Here is a 17,519-nt window from a genome sequence, read left to right as displayed (position 1 = left end):
CCATGCCGATCGGAGGCGCATACGCGATTTCGGATATCTGCCTGCTCGTCGAGGATATCGGGCGGACGGTCGACTTCTATGTCGAGAAACTCGGCTTTCGGCTGCGCCGGCGCGCCGAAGGTTTTGCCGATTTCCATGGCGAGGGCGTCACACTTGCGGCGTGGGAGATCGACCACATCAACCGCCACACCGGCGTGTCGAAGCTGAGATCGCCGCGCCAGGCGCACAAGGTCTGCGTGGCGGTACGGGTCGACACGCCCGCGGAGATCGACCGGCTGCATGGCGAGCTGAGCGCCAAAGGCGTGCCCTTCTACGGCCCGCCCGAAGACTATGTCTGGAATGCGCGCTGCGCCTACTTCACCGATCCCGACGACACGCTTTGGGAATTATACGCCTGGCTCGACGGCGGCCCCGGCGACTACCACGACGAACAGCCGTAGACGACGCCGCGCCGTGGGAGCGGCGCCTGAAGAAGAAACAAGAAGTCTTGCAACAGGAGCGACAAATGAGTGGGAACAGAGAATACGACATGAACCGCCGCAGCTTCGTGAAAGCCGGTTTTGCCGGCCTCGCCGCAGCCTCGGCCGGCATGCAGCTGGTGTTGACGCCAGGCGCCAGGGCGGCCGGAAAGGTCGTCATCCAGTACGACTGGCTGATGTCGAACGGACAGATCGGCGACATCGCCGCCGTCGCCAACGGCTATTTCAAGGACGCCGGGCTCGAAGTGGAATTCAGCCCCGGCGGGCCGAATGCCGCGACCGTGCCGCCGGTCGTCTCGGGTGCTGCCCAACTTGGCCAGTTCTCCGAGACGCCGCAGCTCTACGCGGCGCGCGCCAGCGGCGTGCCGGTGAAGATCATCGCCTGCGGTTTCCGCACTGGTCCCTATGCCTTCACCTCGAAGCCGGCCAAGCCGATCCGCGGCGTCGCCGACCTCAAGGGCAAGAAGATCGGCATCCAGCCGACGGCACGCTTTGTCATCGACGAGATCCTGGCCAAGAACGGCATCGATCCGTCCGAGGTCACCATCGTCAATGTCGGCTTCGACAAGGCGCCGCTGGTGCGTGGCGACGTCGACGCCATCGGCGGCTGGATCACCAATACGCAGGCGCTGAGCGTCGTCGGCGACGACCGCATCGACCTTCTGGTGCGCGACCTCGGGCTGAGTTCCTATGCCGATGTCTATTTCGCCACCGATGTAGCGATCGAAAAGGATCCCGACACGCTGGCCAAGTTCATCGGCGCCGTCGCCAAGGGCTGGGGCTGGGTGCATGCCAACCCGCAGGAAGCGGTGAAGAAGATGGTCGCCGCCTATCCGGAAATGGATCTCGGCTGGGAAGAGAAGACCGTCAATCTGGTGCTGAAACTCTCCTTCGACGGCGCGACTGCAAAGGATGGCTGGGGGACGTTCGACCCCGCCTCGATCGAGGAGCAATTGGCGCTGCTCGACAAGGTCGGCCAATACCCCAACGGCCGGCCGGCGGCGGCGGATGTCTACACCACCAAGATCCTCGAACTCTCGGCCGCCGACCGGCCCAAACTCGACGCGCCCGCCGCCTGATGGCGAACGCGATCGAGGCAAGCAGACTGGATGTCGGCTATGGCGGCCGGCAGACGGCGGTGAAAGTGCTCTCCGGCCTCGACCTCACGGTTGCGGCCGGCTCCTTCCTGTCGATCCTCGGACCGTCGGGCTGCGGCAAGTCGACGTTGCTCAGGGTGGTCGCCGACCTGCTCGACCCACTCGGCGGCACGATCAACGTGCTCGGCGACACGCCGCATGCAGTGCGCTCGCGCCGCGATGTCGGCTTCGTCTTCCAGGATTCGACCCTGCTGCCCTGGCGCAGCGTGCGCGACAATGTCCGCCTGCCGCTTGGTGTCGGGCAAGGCAGTCTGACCCGCGAGATCGAGGATCGCAGCGACGAATTGCTCGAGTTGATGGGGCTTGGCGGCCTCAGCGAGCGACTGCCGCATCAGCTTTCGGGCGGCCAGCGGCAACGCGTGGCGATCGCCCGGGCGCTGCTGGGACAACCGAAGTTGCTTTTGATGGACGAGCCGTTCGGCGCGCTGGACGAGATCACGCGCGACCGCCTCAACGACGAATTGCTGGCGCTGTGGCGGCGCACCGGCACGACGATCCTCTTCGTCACCCACTCGATCGCCGAAGCCGCCTATCTTGGCGAACGCGTCATCGTGCTCGCCGCCAATCCCGGACGCCTGGTCAAGGACCTGGACATGCGGCCGTTCAAGCAGGACGGCAACCGCTGTTCACGCGAGGATGCCGCGATCGTCGCCGCCATGGCCGAACTGCGCGGCGCGCTGGAGCGGGCCTCATGAGACAGGCGCCCCTGCCGCCGGGGCTGGCGATCGCCCTGCCCGTCCTGGGTGCGGTCTCTATCCTGTTCACCTGGCAGTTTCTGCTGCCATGGCTCGGCGTGCCGCGCTACATCGTGCCGACGCCGACAGCCATATTCGGCGTGTTCCAGAAGAGCCTTGCGCTGCTGCTCAGCAACCTCTGGCCGACGCTGGTCGAAGCGCTGGCCGGCTTCGTCATCGGCAACCTCGCCGGTGTGCTGCTGGCGGTGGTCTTCGTGCACAGCCGCGTGCTGCACGCCGCCTATTTTCCGATCGTGCTGTTCTTCAACACGATCCCGATCCTGGCGCTGTCGCCGATCATCATCCTGATCTTCGGGTTGGGCATGACACCGAAGATCGTCATTGCAGCAGTGATTTGCTTCTTCCCGACGCTGGTCAACATGATCCGCGGACTGGATTCGGCGAGCAGCAACGAGCATGAGCTGTTCCGGGTGCTGTCGGCGACACGCTCGGAGGTCTTCTGGAGCCTGCGACTGCCGCGGGCGCTGCCGATGCTGTTCTCCTCGCTGCGGATCGCGTCGGCCACCGCCGTCATCGGCGCCATCGTCGGCGAATGGATCGGCTCGGACAAAGGGCTTGGCGCGCTCATCATCCAGGCAAGCTTCAACTACCAGTCGGACCGGCTCTATGCGGCGATCGTGCTGTCGTCATCGCTGTCGATCGCGCTGTTCGCAATCGTCGTTCTCGTTGAGCGTCGCGTTATAAAATATTGAAAGTTCTGCCGATTTTCTTCTTCAAGCCAGCCCGAAGCGCTCCACGGCCCGCATGATGCCGCGCAGTTCAGCGAGGCCCTTGAGGCGGCCGATCAGGGAATAGCCGGGGTTTATCCTGGTCTTGCCGATGTCGTCGGCAAGCAGATGGCCATGGTCCGGACGCATGGGAATGCGCCAGTCGCTCCTGCCTTCCTTGCGCCGGCACACCTCTTCCTTCATCAGCGCCAGGATCACCGCGGCCATATCGGTGGAGCCTTCCAGATGTTCGGCCTCGAAGAACGAGCCGTCATCTTCGCGCGTCACGTTGCGCAGATGCGCGAAATGGATTTTTGGGGCGAATTCCTCGATCATCGCGACAAGGTCGTTGTCGGCGCGCACGCCGTAGGAGCCGGTGCAGAATGTCAGGCCGTTCGCCGGGCTGTCGACCGTCTTCAGGATGAAGCGTGCGTCTTCGGCGGTGGAGACGACGCGCGGCAGTCCGAACAGCGAGAAAGGCGGATCGTCGGGGTGGATGCACATGCGCGCGCCCACCTCCTCGGCAACGGGAATGATCTCCTTCAGGAACCAGGCAAGGTTGGCGCGCAGTTCGGCCGGGCCGATCGCGTCGTAGTCGGCAAGCGCCTCGCGCATCGTGTCGCGGTTGTACTTGCGTTCGGTGGCCGGCAGTCCGGCAATAAGGTTGCGCTCGATCGTGTCGATTTGCTCGTCGCTCAAGGCCTTCAACCGCGCTTGAGCCTCAGTGATGCGCGCCGGGCTGTAGCTGGCCTCGGCATTCCGGCGCTTCAGCACGAACAGGTCATAGGCGGCGAAGTCGATCGCGTCGAAGCGCAAGGCGTAGCCGGTGGTCGGCATCCGATACATGAGATCGGTGCGGGTCCAGTCGACCACGGGCATGAAATTGTAGCAGATGGTCGCAATGCCGGCCTCAGCGAGGGCGCGAATGGTGTCCTTGTAGAAGCCGGCGTAGCGCTGCCTCTCCGCCGAACCGATCTTGATCGAATTGTGGACCGGGATGCTCTCCACCACCGACCAGGTCAGCCCGGCGGCCTCGATGATGCGCTTGCGTTCAAGGATGTCGGCCAGGGGCCAGGCACGGCCGTCATAGATGTTGTGCAGGGCCGACACGATGCCCGTCGCCGCTGCCTGCCTGACATGATCGAGCGTGACCGGATCGTCCGGCCCGTACCAGCGCCAACATTGTTCCATAAAGATGCCTTCCGAAGCGGAGCCAAAACCGTATTGTTGGACCATAGTCGGAGTCGAGACTTCGGCAATCCCAACGACGCATGACGGAGTTTGAGCAATGGACGATTTCGGCGGCAAGGTTGCCCTGGTGACGGGAACAACCGGGATCGGCCTGGCAAGCGCCAGACGCCTGGCGGCGGGTGGTGCCGCGATCATCGCCTGCGGCATCGACACGAGCGCGAACGCGGCGATGCAGGCCGAACTCGATCGCTCGGGCGCCAAGGCGCTGGTGGTGACGACGGACGTTTCCGTGCCGGATCAGGTTGCCCGGGCGGTCGCCGCCGGCGTCGCGCGCTTCGGCGGGCTGGACATCATCGTCAACTCGGCCGCCGTGCACCCTTATGGCACGGCAACGAGCACGGATTTCGAAACCTGGAACCGGGCGATGTCCGTCAATGTCGGCTCGATCTATCTGACCGCTCATTTCGGCATTCCCGAAATGATCAAGCGGGGCGGCGGCGCCATCGTCAACGTCGCTTCGGTGCAGGGCCACGCCTGCCAGCAGAACGTCGCCGCCTATGCGACGACGAAGGGAGCGATCCATACGCTGACGCGCTCGCTGGCGCTCGACTACGCCCGCCAGGGAATTCGCGTCAATTCGGTGAGCCCGGGATCGATCCGCACGCCGATCCTGGAAAAGGCGGCGCGCGGCGACGACGGCACCGAAGCCGATGTCGAAGCCGCCTACAAGCGCTTCGGCGAGGCGCACCCGCTTGGCCGCATCGGCGAACCGGAAGAGGTGGCGGAACTCATCGCGTTTCTGTGCTCATCCAAGGCGGGCTTCTGCACAGGCGCCGACTACAAGATCGACGGCGGCCTGACCGCCAACCTCGGGGTCAAGTGAAAGGATAAGATCGATCTGTAAAATGGTGGGCGATGACGGGCTCGAACCGCCGACATCTTCGGTGTAAACGAAGCGCTCTGGCGTTACCTCCATTAGACAGAGCTTTCCGCGTCGACCTAAATACCTGATATCACATTCATTTTCTCTATGAATTATTTCCGCGGTTTTCCGCTCTAATCCTCGACTTACCGACACGCGCCTGCTATTTGCCTGCTGTAGCGCGAGGGGGAAGACGTGTGGCCGAACTCAGCAAGTCAAAGCTCGATGCTCTCAAACCAGGTGTCAGGGCATACATATTCTGGGATCGCGGTCGGCTTCCCGGCTTTGGTGTCAAGGTTCTTCCAACCGGCCGAAAGGTCTTTTTCGTCGACGTGCGCATTGCGAATAAGACCCGCCGGTTGACCCTAGGTCGTTACGGACCGCTCACGCTGGACATGGCTAGGAAGATTGCGAACGATCGTTTGACCGAAGTGGCAGAGGGTCGCGATCCAACGGCTGAGAAGCGAACCCTATCCGACATCCCAACTGTCGCGAAAATTTGTGATCTTTACATGGGGGCTGCAGAGGCCGGGCTGGTATCAACCCGCTTTAAGAAGCCAAAAAAGGCGAGCACCCTCGCGATCGACCGCGGAATGATAAAGCGTCACATAAAACCATTGATCGGAGACGTCCGCACAGACCGATTAAGCCGCGCAGATGTGCAGAAAATGATCGACAGCATTGCATCTGGTAAGACAGCCGTGACTGAGGCCACCAAGCCCAGAGGGCGCGCACGGGTCACAGGGGGAACGGGCATCGCAACGCGCACTGCAGAATTATTTGGTGGAATTTGGCGATGGGCAGAAAAGCGGGGGCACGTCTCAGGACCAAGTCCCTCAGCTGGAACTGACCGCATCAAAGGTGACCCAACAAACCGCCGCCTGTCTATCGAGGAGCTTCGAGCTCTGGGCGTTGTGCTGGGCGAAGCCGAACGTGAATGGATTGAATTCGAAGCTGCCCGAAAGTCGGCCCATAGCATCGGTATGCGCGGGCCGGTGGCGCCCAAGGGCCTCATTTCGCCTTCCGCGGTGCTCGTCTGCAAGATTCTGGCGATGACAGGATTGCGTCCTGGTGAGGCTGCATCGTTGCGTTGGGCCGAGATTGATCTTGCGGCTCAAACCATTGCGCTTGGCGACAGCAAGACTGGAAGGAGTACGCGTCCCATCGGAAAAGCTGCAGCCCAACTGATCGAAAACCTTCCAAAGCTTTCCGAGGAGTGGCTTTTCCCTGCTACGCGGGGAGATGGGAATTCCAGCTTCAAGAAGCCGCTAAACCAACTGTTGATGCGAGCGAAAATAGTGGCGACACCGAAAGTCTTGCGCAGCACTTTTGCGAGCATTGCCGGCGATATGGGTTTCTCCGGGGGGACCATCAGCGACATGCTCGGGCACGCGCGCCAGGGCGTGACTGAGCGGCATTACATTCGTCGCATCGACGCAGTGTTGATAGCTGCAGCCAACGACGTATCGGAGGCGATACGACAAAGCCTAAACGTCACATCTCGTGAATAGTGCCGGCCCAAGGAGTAGCGAGTGTCATGACTAGAGGTCCGACATCTAGTTTAGCAATTTTAGGAGCAAAATGGAAAAGCGAGAGCTGGCCGCCGTTTACACATATCCGGGAGAGCTCGGAAAACCGATGATTATGTCAGCGCCAAACACCAGCGGAATTACCAAGCTTGGTACCGAGCGTTTCAAACAAGCGAGAATCAGGGACAAGGAGACCCTAGATCGGAAGCTCGGATTATTGGCACAGCATCACGGTGCATTCAGCGACGGAAAAATAAGATGGGAGGTTCTTGCGCGCGCGCTTGCCAACACTCACGTCGAGGGTTTTCGCCTCCTCGTCGAGGAGTCCCCCGGGCCGGGTAGGCCTCGCAAGGACTATATGGATCTGTACAGCGAGATCCTCGCTTCTTACGTGGCTAGTGAGATGTCTATTCCGAATGTTTGCGCCAACCTTGCCAAAAGTGACGCTTGGAAATCGAGGAAACCTAAGCCCATAGACGCTCGATTTGCGGCGCTCAGGTTTCACGAGGTGAAACGGTTCCTCCTAAATACGCTACCCAACGCGCCCATCGGGAAAAGCTCCGCAGCTCGCAGGGACCACTTTCCTCAACCTCCGCCGGTTCAAAAGTTGTTTCTCGGACTGCCTCGGCCGCAATTCAACAAATGGGCCGCAGAAAATCCCAAGCTCGCGCAATTCTATCCGAAAAGTTTGATTGAAAATTAGCCGAGGCTTTTTTCGTTTTTTCGTTCCGTCATTTCTCGACTTAGCCGGAATCATTCCGGTGAGGAGTCGAATTGATGACCGATGCTAAACGTTACCTTCGTCGCGATGATGCCGCCCAACATGTCCGCGATATGTGGGGCATTCCGTGCTCGACCAACTGGCTTGCAAAACTCGCGTGTGTTGGCGGCGGGCCAACGTTTCGAATGGCGGGCCGTTTCCCGATCTATTCTCCCGCTGATCTGAACGTCTGGGCAGCAGCGCGCATCAGCGCCCCTCGCCGCTCGACGTCCGATATGGTCGTTTCCCCCGCAACCGGGTAGATTCGGTGGCGGACGCGCGCACTCAAACTCAAGCCCTGAAATAGAAAAGCTCACCCCCTGGCAGGGGCGAGCCTTGAGAAAGTCTATTGCATGACAACTATAACGCGACGTGGCATCAGCCGCAATGCGCACCGACCTGTATCTGCTTCGGTCCTGGCCAAACCGCTCGAAGGCCAGCTACCGGTCTGCGACACCTGTTGCATCTCAAAATGGATCGTGAAAGGCGCGCAGCAATGAGCGCCGCCCCCTACATGCCGTTTTTTGTCGACGCTCACCTGGCGGACACAATGCATCTGACGACCGAGGAGCAAGGCGCATACGTCTTGCTCCTTATGGCGATGTGGCGACGTGAAGGCAAGGTCTCCAACTACGACCCAGATCTTGCCCGCATCGTAAAGCTCACGCTCGCAAAGTGGCGCAAAATGAAATTGCGCTTGCTCCCTTTCCTGTTGGTCGAAGAGACGTATCTGACGCAAAAGCGGCTCAAAATCGAATGGGAGTATGTGAGCACCAAGCGCAAGATCAATACTGCCAATGGCAAAAAGGGAGGCCGTCCCTCCAATATTAACAATCGCTTAGCTGAAGCAAACGGTTCTGTCTCGGATAACCCAGACGGAAGCCTCCATAATCCAGATCCCACATCCAAAGGACGAGTCTATCCCTTTCGGAAATCTTCTCATCAAACAGGGTCACCTGAGCCGACCCGGAGCTACGCTGAGCTTGCAGCTGAAATGTGCAAGGAGTTCCGCGTTGAATAGCAGCGATATGATGTTGGTCTTCACCGCGTTGGAACGAATGTTCAACGGGTTCGCTCAGTCGGCTCGGATGGAGATGATAGCTCGTTTGAATTTCTACTTTGTGGCAATAAAGGAATTTGACATTCGGGACATTCTCACCGCGATCGACGCGTTCGCGAAGGGCAAGGTCAAAGACGCGAGCATGAAGTTTGCGCCGACTGCAACCGAGCTCTATGTCGAGATCGAGGTGCAAAGGGATAGGCGGGAGCAGAAGGAGCGCCACGGGGTCCTGGTGCGGTCGAAGACGCCTCCACATGAGACGGCATTTCATCGCAAACTGAAAACCGGCCTTATCCCCCCACTCGGTAAGGGCAACTATCGTTACACTGCCTTAGATGCCCTTAATACCCTGCCCAAAATGCCTTTTTGACGTGGATATTGCTCTCCAAACCATGTTCCTATGGTTTGGAGAGCCGATTGTTCTTCGACATATCCTGTTAGCGAATGACGCCAAAAAATTAGCGATTTGAGTCCGCGAGCAGCCATGATGGACCTGGCTGTAGGAATCTACCGAGTAGCATTTGCGGCGTTGACATGTGGAGTGCGTTCGCCGGACCCAACCGCTAGGCAATGAGGGTGTTGTGGGCAGCGAAGGCAGAGTGCCGTTGCCTCTAAATGTCGCCGGCCTTAACCCCCGCTTCCAACAGAAAGGCGGCCGCGATTTTCACTTTGACTCTTGCCGTGCTCTGGAGGCTGCCCAGGAGGCCCGGGAAACGCCTAACGGGCACACCACCCGGATTCCAATTTGTCCGATTGATCTGCAGTGCCCAGAGATGCCGATATTTCCACCACACTCGCTCGGTCGAGCCTCACAATTGGTCGAAGTCGCGTTGGACCCGCCAGCATCACAATCGCTCGTCGTGGGGTATTAGTTCGCATGTTGAGGAATGTTAAGTATTTTTACGGGTCGGATTGGGAAGAAGCATGCCATCTTTTTTGCGATCACTAGGACAGGGAGACCCCTGGTTATAGGATGCGGTGAGACTCGCAGCGACGCGCTAATTTGATTTGAGAACGAGGTGTACCGAATGGAGGACGAGCGGCTACGGAATGCGTTTGGCAACCGGTCTACAACCGAGGCAGGCGGTTGAAAAAATTCTATGCCGAAATTTTTGCGCAGCAGGTCATCGAAGACCGCCGAAGAGCGGAGGCTTTTGCAGCGCTTGTTGCCGCTGGCCCGCCAGACTGTCGGATCGAACAATCACAGTGGGAACTATGGTGCAAGCACAAGCAGTTTGTTTGCCCCAGTGAGGGCAAGAAGTACCTCTGCCAAGACCCAGACTGTTATCTTGGGTCACGATGCCAAGCACTCAACGACAAGGGCCTATTCGGTAGCGGCGATCCGCTCCCCAAGAATCAACGTCCCACATGCGGGGCGAACACCAGGGCGAAGAGCCTTTGCCAAATGAGAGTGGTGCCTGGGAAACATCGGTGCCGCCTCCATGGTGGCATGTCCACTGGCCCAAAGTCGCCGGAGGGGCGGGAACGGATTGCCGAGGCGCAACGGCGACGCTGGGCCGCGCGAGCTATCGCCTGATGGCCATGCAATTTCGCCGCACGAGAATAAACCGCAGGAAGACGCCCTACTCCACGTCCGGCACTGCTTATCTATTTCCGCCAGAGACTCGTCGTTTCTCCATCGATCTCTGGGACTAGGTTGCCGGAAGCCCCAGCTTGGTTCTGGGAGGTCACAAACCGAAGTTGGAGATACCTGCAATGGAAGGCGCTTCCGGCGGCCTCGACCGTAATTGAGCGGAATCCCATCCGCAAGTGACGAGAAGTCGAGGGCAGCGAGCGCATAGCGCCTTGCCTCCCGCATTGCCTGCGGCTTCAGCTTTTGACGCTATCGGCGCCCTTACATTACTCTCTGAAGGCTCTGTTGACCTGTTCAGTCAACGGGTTGAGCAGATAAGCTAAGGCAGTTTTCTCACCCGATTGAATGAAAGCCTCAGCAGGCATCCCAGGGCGGATCGGCTCATTGGCATCTAGCCGCGCTAAGTCCGCAGAGTTGAGCACAATATCGACTTCGAAGAATTGAAGACGGGACTGCGGATCTGTCGAGAGGTCGGCACCGATCATAGCGACCTGTCCGTTCACCTCCGGCGTGGTCTTCTGATTAAAAGACAATAGGCGGACCCGAACGGGTTGGCCGACCCGGATCGCGTTGATATCACGCGGACGGACTCGTGAACGAAGAACCAACGGATCCGATTCTGGGACAATAAGCATGAGCGCCTCGCCTGGCCCGACCACTCCGCCGACCGTGTGAATAGCTAGTTCGTGCACGAATCCCGACTGCGGCGCGATAACATCGATCCGGTCAATACGCTCCTGTGCGGCTTGGCGTTGCTCGCGAAGTGATCCAACTTTTGTTCGCACTTCCGCAATCGCGGTGAGTACTTCGGAACGCCAATCGTCGTCGACTTGTATTGCTCTAAGGTCCACTTCGCTGACGGCCCCTCTCAGCTTCGCTATTTCGGCCACTAGCCTGCCGATGTCGCCTTCCACGTCTGCCAGTTCGCGTTCAAGCTCCAGGACACGGTTTTTCTGAACGAGCCCGTCCTTTAGCAGACCTTGCATTGTCTCGAGCTCCGCAGCCGCGATCGACAGCTGCCGTTTTCTGCCTTCGAGTTGGGCTTCCATGCCACTGATCTGGTTTTTGATTTGATTAACCTGTTCAGCAAGTTGACGCTTTTTCCCTGCAACAACTTCCAAGCGCGACGCAATAAGCTTTTGCTGGCTGTCAAATATACGATCAAGTTCAGATTTCGGCATCAACTTTAGAAGTTCTGAAGGAAACTCCAACACGGAATGTCCGTCGCGTTCCGCTTCGAGCCTCTTTAGTTCGACTTCCAATTCGGCCAACTGTGCAATAATGATTGCAAGCCGCGCACGGGGCTCAGATGGGTCAAGCCTCATGATCACTTCGCCTGCATGCACCCGTTGGCCATTCTCCACGTTCAGTTCAAGGACAATTCCGCCCTCGAGATGCTGTACCTTTTTCGCGTTTGAACGAACAACGATTTGACCTGGAGCGATGACGGCGCCCGAAATGCTTGCGGTTGCGGCCCAACCGCCCAGAACGAGAACGAGAGTTGCTACGACCGCAATTCCGGCTCGTTGTGTCCGTCTGAGCGAAATAGAAAAATTGCTTTCGCGGTCGTCACTCATTGCTGGCCCTCATCACAGTAACATTGTTACCTTGGTGCGGCTCTGGTGCGACCACCTGGGTGACTTGTCGAAGGACCTCGTCTTTCGGGCCGAAGGCGATCTGTTTGCCGCTGCGCAGATAGAGCAGCATGTTGACCGCATTGATCGCACTGGGGCGGTGGGCAATCACAATGATGGTTGCTCCGCGATCGCGCGTCGCTTTAATCGCCTGCGAGAGGGCATGGTCGCCTTCGGCGTCTAAGTTCGAATTAGGCTCGTCGAGAACAACAAGTGCAGGATCACCATAGAGTGCGCGGGCCAGCGCGATTCTTTGTCGCTCTCCCGCGGAAAGCGCTACGCCGCCCTGGCCGACCAAGGTGCCATATCCGTTGGATAACGATAAGATCAGTTCGTGAACGCCGGCGAGTTTAGCCGCGTGAAGAACGGCCTTCGCATCTGCATTCGGCTCGAATCGCGAAATGTTTCTGGCTACCGAACCTGGAAACAACACCGCATCCTGCGGCAAATAGCCGAGTTGGCGCCCGAGAATGTCGCGATTCCACTGGCCGTGCGTCGAACCGCTTATCCGGATTTCGCCTCTGACGAGAGGCGCAATTCCAAGTATAGCGTGTGCAAGCGTCGTCTTGCCCGCGCCCGAGGGCCCGATGATGCCAAGGCCGTCACCCGGGTTCACCTTGAAGGAGATGCCGGCGAGCAGCGGTTCCTTCCGAGAGGAAGCCACACAGACAATATCCGAAACCGACACCGTTCCATTGAGTGGCGGGAGCTCCATTGGGTCGGATGCCGTTACTTCGGCGGCATTGAGCACCTGCGAGACCCTGCGGGACGAACGCACCATCCCCAGCACGCTCCGCCAATGGACGATGGCCTGCTCGACAGGTGAAAGTGCCCGTGCAAGCAGTATGGACGCGGCAACCATCACTCCGCCGCTGATCTCCTGGCCGATGGCAAGATAGGCCCCGATGGCCAGTATGCCGGACTGGGACAGGAGCCGTGTCGCTTTCGACATCGCGGACAGGGTTCCGAGCCTGTCGGAAAGTCCGTTCGACAGAAGTACCGCTTCTTCGACCTTCAATTCCCAGAGCGACCGCAGATTGGATTCCATGCCTAGTGCTACGGCAGGTGCAGCCTGGCGCCTGCTTTCTTCCGCCAGGCGCTGGGCTGACTCGGCTGCCGTGGAGGCTGCGAGTTGCGGTCCACGGGTAAGCCATTCATTTGCAACTGCAAAACAAGCAAGCACCGATGCAGCGCCCACCGCGAACCATCCGAGCCATATGTGCAGCAGAAAAATCACGCCGATATAAAGCGGCACAAACGGCGCATCGAAAAACATCGCCGGGCCAGGGCCGGAGATCCAACTGCGAATGGTCTCGAGATCGCGGATCGACGGGCCGGCGTTTCCCGCGCCCCGCCACGCATCCGATTGAACTGCAGAAAAGACTGGTCCACGCAGAATTTCGTCAAGTCGCCCGGCAAGCCGGGCAAGAACGCGCGATCGCATTGCGTCAAGCGTCCCCATGAACGCGAAAAGCACGACGACCAGGATTACAAGTGCTACCAGCGTTTGAACACTGCCGCTGGAAAGCACGCGGTCATAGACCTGCAGCATGAACAAAGGGCCGGTCATCAGTAGAAGATTGACCACACAGCTGAACAGGGCAAGTGCGTAGATGGGCTTGCGCACTTGCTGGCGTAGCATCCCAAGCGGGCCCAGACGGGTCATCGTCGGTGCTCGTTTCACAGGTTGAAATCGTCGGCCGTGAGAGTAACGAGGCCCGAAAGCTGGATCTCGAAATCGGCCGTTGTGTTCCCGTCTACATCGCCGTGTATGATTGTGACATTGTTGACGGTATCCTGATACCAAGTGATGCTGTTTGCCTGGACTCCGGGATCGATTGCAGGGGTCGCATTGGCGACGAAAGTAAATGCCTGATCGCCAACAAATCCCCCCTGTGTCTTTGCGTCGATGGTCGATAAATCAATCTTGTCGCTTTCCGCATGGCTGAAATCGACGATCACGTCTCGGTTGCCGGATCCAATCGGCATTTCATTCGGCGCAAGGAAAACGAAAGTATCCGCATTGGCGCCGCCGGTCATGGTGTCCTTGCCGAGGCCACCCTGGATGCGGTCCGCTCCTGCGTTACCATTGATCGTGTCGTTTCCGCCGCCGCCGATGAGCACGTCGTTGAAAGCCGACCCGTTCAGTGTATCGGCTAAATTCGTCCCGATCACACCTTCGATATTTCTGTATGTGTCGGTTCCAAGGCTCGCGGCGCTAGCGTTGAAAACTGTGTTGCTCGCGCTCTGAACCAAGGTGAAATTGAGCCCTGCCCCCGTTCCGTCTGAAAAATCGATGAGGTCGATATCGGTCCCGGCACCTTGCCCATCGATTGTATCACTTCCGGCACCGCCTCGAAGTATGTCGCTCCCGGCACCGCCTCGAAGGGTATCTGTACCAGCGCCTCCAATGAGTATGTCAATTGAGGGACCACCGTCGTCGACGTCAGTGCCATTTCCGCTATCGATATAGGATGCCTGATAAGACGCTGGGGTTGCGTACTGAGTTAGCAGATTTACATTGTCTCCATTGACAGTATCAATCGATACAGTGCCCGTGGTAAGCCCTCCGTTTCCATCTGATAACTGGTAGGTAAACGATCCAGCATTGACCGTGTTGTTCGATAGAGGGTCTGTATTGTACGTTATGGTTTGACTGACCGCGTTGTACGTAACATTCGCCCCAGAAACAGATACTATCTGCAATTTATCCGAGTCGCCGTCCGTATCATTGCCCAGAAGCACAGCGGCAGAAAATATTGCCGTCGTGTCATTGGATATAACAAGCTTGTCATTCACGGCCGCTGGCGCTGCATTTACCGCGTCCACCGTGACGTTGACCGTGGCGGTCTCGGTGACGCCGCCCGAGGTCACCGTGTAGGTGTAGCTGTCGGTGCCGTTGAAGTCGGCGTTCGGCGTGTAGGTGACGGTGTTGTCGCCATTGACGACGACCGAGCCGTTGGCGCCCTGGGTGACCGCCGTGACCGCCGGCGTGCCCTCGAAGGTGTCGTTGGCCAGCACTGTGGTGGTGATCGCCGTGTCCTCGTTGCCCGAGGCGGTGTCGTCGACGATGTCGGCGACCGCGTCCACCGTGACGTTGACCGTGGCGGTCTCGGTGACGCCGCCCGAGGTCACCGTGTAGGTGTAGCTGTCGGTGCCGTTGAAGTCGGCGTTCGGCGTGTAGGTGACGGTGTTGTCGCCATTGACGACGACCGAGCCGTTGGCGCCCTGGGTGACCGCCGTGACCGCCGGCGTGCCCTCGAAGGTGTCGTTGGCCAGCACTGTGGTGGTGATCGCCGTGTCCTCGTTGCCCGAGGCGGTGTCGTCGACGATGTCGGCGACCGCGTCCACCGTGACGTTGACCGTGGCGGTCTCGGTGACGCCGCCCGAGGTCACCGTGTAGGTGTAGCTGTCGGTGCCGTTGAAGTCGGCGTTCGGCGTGTAGGTGACGGTGTTGTCGCCATTGACGACGACCGAGCCGTTGGCGCCCTGGGTGACCGCCGTGACCGCCGGCGTGCCCTCGAAGGTGTCGTTGGCCAGCACTGTGGTGGTGATCGCCGTGTCCTCGTTGCCCGAGGCGGTGTCGTCGACGATGTCGGCGACCGCGTCCACCGTGACGTTGACCGTGGCGGTCTCGGTGACGCCGCCCGAGGTCACCGTGTAGGTGTAGCTGTCGGTGCCGTTGAAGTCGGCGTTCGGCGTGTAGGTGACGGTGTTGTCGCCATTGACGACGACCGAGCCGTTGGCGCCCTGGGTGACCGCCGTGACCGCCGGCGTGCCCTCGAAGGTGTCGTTGGCCAGCACTGTGGTGGTGATCGCCGTGTCCTCGTTGCCCGAGGCGGTGTCGTCGACGATGTCGGCGACCGCGTCCACCGTGACGTTGACCGTGGCGGTCTCGGTGACGCCGCCCGAGGTCACCGTGTAGGTGTAGCTGTCGGTGCCGTTGAAGTCGGCGTTCGGCGTGTAGGTGACGGTGTTGTCGCCATTGACGACGACCGAGCCGTTGGCGCCCTGGGTGACCGCCGTGACCGCCGGCGTGCCCTCGAAGGTGTCGTTGGCCAGCACTGTGGTGGTGATCGCCGTGTCCTCGTTGCCCGAGGCGGTGTCGTCGACGATGTCGGCGACCGCGTCCACCGTGACGTTGACCGTGGCGGTCTCGGTGACGCCGCCCGAGGTCACCGTGTAGGTGTAGCTGTCGGTGCCGTTGAAGTCGGCGTTCGGCGTGTAGGTGACGGTGTTGTCGCCATTGACGACGACCGAGCCGTTGGCGCCCTGGGTGACCGCCGTGACCGCCGGCGTGCCCTCGAAGGTGTCGTTGGCCAGCACTGTGGTGGTGATCGCCGTGTCCTCGTTGCCCGAGGCGGTGTCGTCGACGATGTCGGCGACCGCGTCCACCGTGACGTTGACCGTGGCGGTCTCGGTGACGCCGCCCGAGGTCACCGTGTAGGTGTAGCTGTCGGTGCCGTTGAAGTCGGCGTTCGGCGTGTAGGTGACGGTGTTGTCGCCATTGACGACGACCGAGCCGTTGGCGCCCTGGGTGACCGCCGTGACCGCCGGCGTGCCCTCGAAGGTGTCGTTGGCCAGCACTGTGGTGGTGATCGCCGTGTCCTCGTTGCCCGAGGCGGTGTCGTCGACGATGTCGGCGACCGCGTCCACCGTGACGTTGACCGTGGCGGTCTCGGTGACGCCGCCCGAGGTCACCGTGTAGGTGTAGCTGTCGGTGCCGTTGAAGTCGGCGTTCGGCGTGTAGGTGACGGTGTTGTCGCCATTGACGACGACCGAGCCGTTGGCGCCCTGGGTGACCGCCGTGACCGCCGGCGTGCCCTCGAACGTGTCGTTGGCCAGCACTGTGGTGGTGATCGCCGTGTCCTCGTTGCCCGAGGCGGTGTCGTCGACGATGTCGGCGACCGCGTCCACCGTGACGTTGACCGTGGCGGTCTCGGTGACGCCGCCCGAGGTCACCGTGTAGGTGTAGCTGTCGGTGCCGTTGAAGTCGGCGTTCGGCGTGTAGGTGACGGTGTTGTCGCCATTGACGACGACCGAGCCGTTGGCGCCCTGGGTGACCGCCGTGACCGCCGGCGTGCCCTCGAAGGTGTCGTTGGCCAGCACTGTGGTGGTGATCGCCGTGTCCTCGTTGCCCGAGGCGGTGTCGTCGACGATGTCGGCGACCGCGTCCACCGTGACGTTGACCGTGGCGGTCTCGGTGACGCCGCCCGAGGTCACCGTGTAGGTGTAGCTGTCGGTGCCGTTGAAGTCGGCGTTCGGCGTGTAGGTGACGGTGTTGTCGCCATTGACGACGACCGAGCCGTTGGCGCCCTGGGTGACCGCCGTGACCGCCGGCGTGCCCTCGAAGGTGTCGTTGGCCAGCACTGTGGTGGTGATCGCCGTGTCCTCGTTGCCCGAGGCGGTGTCGTCGACGATGTCGGCGACCGCGTCCACCGTGACGTTGACCGTGGCGGTCTCGGTGACGCCGCCCGAGGTCACCGTGTAGGTGTAGCTGTCGGTGCCGTTGAAGTCGGCGTTCGGCGTGTAGGTGACGGTGTTGTCGCCATTGACGACGACCGAGCCGTTGGCGCCCTGGGTGACCGCCGTGACCGCCGGCGTGCCCTCGAACGTGTCGTTGGCCAGCACTGTGGTGGTGATCGCCGTGTCCTCGTTGCCCGAGGCGGTGTCGTCGACGATGTCGGCGACCGCGTCCACCGTGATTGCTACCAAGTCCGTATCAGAGGCT

15 protein-coding genes are annotated in these 17,519 nt (G+C 60.3%); 11 read left to right on the top strand and 4 right to left on the bottom strand.

The annotated features are described in order from the left end of the window. The first annotated feature begins 2 nt into the window (after positions 1-2). The 4 genes from ACSQ3Z_RS29080 (at position 3) to ACSQ3Z_RS29065 (ending at position 3,083) form a co-directional block, all read left to right on the top strand. Positions 3-440 carry a VOC family protein gene (locus ACSQ3Z_RS29080; protein WP_436174694.1) on the top strand — a complete coding sequence of 146 codons (438 nt, stop codon included), beginning with the start codon at positions 3-5 and terminating at the stop codon, positions 438-440. Positions 441-529: 89 nt separating this feature from the next. Next, positions 530-1,558 carry an ABC transporter substrate-binding protein gene (locus tag ACSQ3Z_RS29075; protein ID WP_436175181.1) on the top strand — a complete coding sequence of 343 codons (1,029 nt, stop codon included), beginning with the start codon at positions 530-532 and terminating at the stop codon, positions 1,556-1,558. After that, positions 1,558-2,331, top strand: coding sequence for an ABC transporter ATP-binding protein (locus ACSQ3Z_RS29070; protein WP_436174693.1), 774 nt, complete (start codon positions 1,558-1,560; stop codon positions 2,329-2,331). Before ACSQ3Z_RS29075 ends, ACSQ3Z_RS29070 begins: the two co-directional genes overlap by 1 nt. After that, a complete protein-coding gene (locus ACSQ3Z_RS29065; RefSeq protein WP_436174692.1) occupies positions 2,328-3,083 on the top strand; it encodes an ABC transporter permease in 756 nt (251 codons plus the stop codon). The genes ACSQ3Z_RS29070 and ACSQ3Z_RS29065 overlap by 4 nt, the downstream gene beginning before the upstream one ends. Positions 3,084-3,104: 21 nt before the next feature. On the opposite strand, the gene uxuA is transcribed toward ACSQ3Z_RS29065, so the two are convergent. Beyond that, positions 3,105-4,289 carry a mannonate dehydratase gene (uxuA, locus tag ACSQ3Z_RS29060; protein ID WP_436174691.1) on the bottom strand — a complete coding sequence of 395 codons (1,185 nt, stop codon included), beginning with the start codon at positions 4,287-4,289 and terminating at the stop codon, positions 3,105-3,107. Positions 4,290-4,386: 97 nt separating this feature from the next. Between uxuA and ACSQ3Z_RS29055 the strand changes: the two genes are divergently transcribed. The 7 genes from ACSQ3Z_RS29055 (at position 4,387) to ACSQ3Z_RS29025 (ending at position 10,097) form a co-directional block, all read left to right on the top strand. Then, positions 4,387-5,172 (top strand): SDR family NAD(P)-dependent oxidoreductase, encoded by a 786-nt coding sequence (locus ACSQ3Z_RS29055; protein WP_436174690.1) that lies wholly within the window; start codon positions 4,387-4,389, stop codon positions 5,170-5,172. Between the two features lie 236 nt (positions 5,173-5,408). Beyond that, positions 5,409-6,722: a tyrosine-type recombinase/integrase gene (locus tag ACSQ3Z_RS29050; RefSeq protein ID WP_436174689.1), complete on the top strand. Its 1,314-nt coding sequence runs from the start codon at positions 5,409-5,411 to the stop codon at positions 6,720-6,722. Between the two features lie 70 nt (positions 6,723-6,792). Beyond that, entirely contained in the window at positions 6,793-7,443 is a 651-nt protein-coding gene (locus ACSQ3Z_RS29045; protein ID WP_436174688.1) for a hypothetical protein, read from the top strand. Positions 7,444-7,517: 74 nt separating this feature from the next. Next, entirely contained in the window at positions 7,518-7,763 is a 246-nt protein-coding gene (locus tag ACSQ3Z_RS29040) for a hypothetical protein (protein ID WP_436174687.1), read from the top strand. A gap of 233 nt (positions 7,764-7,996) precedes the next feature. Beyond that, the gene (locus ACSQ3Z_RS29035; RefSeq protein ID WP_436174686.1) at positions 7,997-8,521 is read left to right on the top strand and encodes a YdaU family protein; all 525 of its coding nucleotides are present in this window, start codon (positions 7,997-7,999) and stop codon (positions 8,519-8,521) included. Beyond that, positions 8,514-8,930, top strand: a complete 417-nt coding sequence (locus ACSQ3Z_RS29030; RefSeq protein ID WP_436174685.1) for a hypothetical protein — start codon at positions 8,514-8,516, stop codon at positions 8,928-8,930. The genes ACSQ3Z_RS29035 and ACSQ3Z_RS29030 overlap by 8 nt, the downstream gene beginning before the upstream one ends. Before the next feature lie 717 nt (positions 8,931-9,647). After that, the gene (locus ACSQ3Z_RS29025) at positions 9,648-10,097 is read left to right on the top strand and encodes an HGGxSTG domain-containing protein (protein ID WP_436174684.1); all 450 of its coding nucleotides are present in this window, start codon (positions 9,648-9,650) and stop codon (positions 10,095-10,097) included. 323 nt (positions 10,098-10,420) lie between these two features. Here the strand turns inward: ACSQ3Z_RS29025 and ACSQ3Z_RS29020 are convergent, their stop codons facing one another. From ACSQ3Z_RS29020 to ACSQ3Z_RS29010, 3 genes are read right to left on the bottom strand one after another with little or no spacing between them, the layout of a single operon-like run. Further along, positions 10,421-11,731 carry an HlyD family type I secretion periplasmic adaptor subunit gene (locus ACSQ3Z_RS29020; protein ID WP_436174683.1) on the bottom strand — a complete coding sequence of 437 codons (1,311 nt, stop codon included), beginning with the start codon at positions 11,729-11,731 and terminating at the stop codon, positions 10,421-10,423. Further along, positions 11,724-13,415: a type I secretion system permease/ATPase gene (locus ACSQ3Z_RS29015; protein WP_436174682.1), complete on the bottom strand. Its 1,692-nt coding sequence runs from the start codon at positions 13,413-13,415 to the stop codon at positions 11,724-11,726. Before ACSQ3Z_RS29015 ends, ACSQ3Z_RS29020 begins: the two co-directional genes overlap by 8 nt. Positions 13,416-13,468: 53 nt before the next feature. Continuing rightward, positions 13,469-17,503: a beta strand repeat-containing protein gene (locus ACSQ3Z_RS29010; protein ID WP_436175180.1), complete on the bottom strand. Its 4,035-nt coding sequence runs from the start codon at positions 17,501-17,503 to the stop codon at positions 13,469-13,471. Positions 17,504-17,519 lie beyond the last annotated feature (16 nt).

It is taken from the genome of Mesorhizobium sp. LjNodule214, assembly GCF_964252735.1.
Classification (GTDB): domain Bacteria; phylum Pseudomonadota; class Alphaproteobacteria; order Rhizobiales; family Rhizobiaceae; genus Mesorhizobium.
This window is presented reverse-complemented; position numbering and strand designations above follow the sequence as displayed.

Excerpts from the sequence above, each read along its gene's own strand:
- ACSQ3Z_RS29020 (WP_436174683.1), bottom strand. The coding sequence starts at position 11,731 with ATGAGTGACGACCGCGAAAGCAATTTTTCTATTTCGCTCAGACGGACA.
- ACSQ3Z_RS29075 (WP_436175181.1), top strand. The coding sequence starts at position 530 with ATGAACCGCCGCAGCTTCGTGAAAGCCGGTTTTGCCGGCCTCGCCGCA.
- ACSQ3Z_RS29055 (WP_436174690.1), top strand. The coding sequence starts at position 4,387 with ATGGACGATTTCGGCGGCAAGGTTGCCCTGGTGACGGGAACAACCGGG.
- uxuA (WP_436174691.1), bottom strand. The coding sequence starts at position 4,289 with ATGGAACAATGTTGGCGCTGGTACGGGCCGGACGATCCGGTCACGCTC.
- ACSQ3Z_RS29035 (WP_436174686.1), top strand. The coding sequence starts at position 7,997 with ATGAGCGCCGCCCCCTACATGCCGTTTTTTGTCGACGCTCACCTGGCG.
- ACSQ3Z_RS29045 (WP_436174688.1), top strand. The coding sequence starts at position 6,793 with ATGGAAAAGCGAGAGCTGGCCGCCGTTTACACATATCCGGGAGAGCTC.
- ACSQ3Z_RS29070 (WP_436174693.1), top strand. The coding sequence starts at position 1,558 with ATGGCGAACGCGATCGAGGCAAGCAGACTGGATGTCGGCTATGGCGGC.
- ACSQ3Z_RS29040 (WP_436174687.1), top strand. The coding sequence starts at position 7,518 with ATGACCGATGCTAAACGTTACCTTCGTCGCGATGATGCCGCCCAACAT.
- ACSQ3Z_RS29080 (WP_436174694.1), top strand. The coding sequence starts at position 3 with ATGCCGATCGGAGGCGCATACGCGATTTCGGATATCTGCCTGCTCGTC.
- ACSQ3Z_RS29065 (WP_436174692.1), top strand. The coding sequence starts at position 2,328 with ATGAGACAGGCGCCCCTGCCGCCGGGGCTGGCGATCGCCCTGCCCGTC.